Here is a 430-nt window from a genome sequence, read left to right on the forward strand (position 1 = left end):
TGCGGGTGACCACTTGGTAGGTGGCGATGGTCACGGGGCGGATCTCCTTCTTCTCTCCGGAGTATTCGCCGATTTCATCCTCCGTCAGGGAGGTGCGGCGCACTAGCTCGTCCTTCCACTGCCTGCCCGCGACGGTGTTCGTCACCAGGATCAGGGTGGTGGCCTTTGCCTTGGCCATCGAGGCCGCGCCGACCATCGTCTTTCCCGCACCACATGGCAGCACTACCACGCCCGAGCCGCCTTCCCAGAAGCTATCGGCCGCCATCTCCTGGTAGTCGCGCAGCTGCCATTCTTCGTGTTCCTGCGACAGCTCGATGGGGTGCGCCTCGCCGTCGACGTATCCCGCCAGGTCCTCTGCGGGCCAGCCGACCTTCAGCAGTTCCTGCTTGAGCCTGCCGCTCTCGGAAGGGTGCACAACGATCGAGTCCTC

At 64.4% G+C, this 430-nt stretch carries 1 protein-coding gene; it reads right to left on the minus strand.

Annotation, left to right across the window (positions count from 1 at the left end):
- A partial coding sequence (locus CYJ76_RS11495) for a DEAD/DEAH box helicase family protein (protein ID WP_180802302.1) occupies positions 1–430 on the minus strand: 430 nt, incomplete at both ends.

The organism is Kytococcus schroeteri (assembly GCF_002847825.1).
GTDB classification, from domain to species: Bacteria; Actinomycetota; Actinomycetes; order Actinomycetales; family Dermatophilaceae; genus Kytococcus; species Kytococcus schroeteri.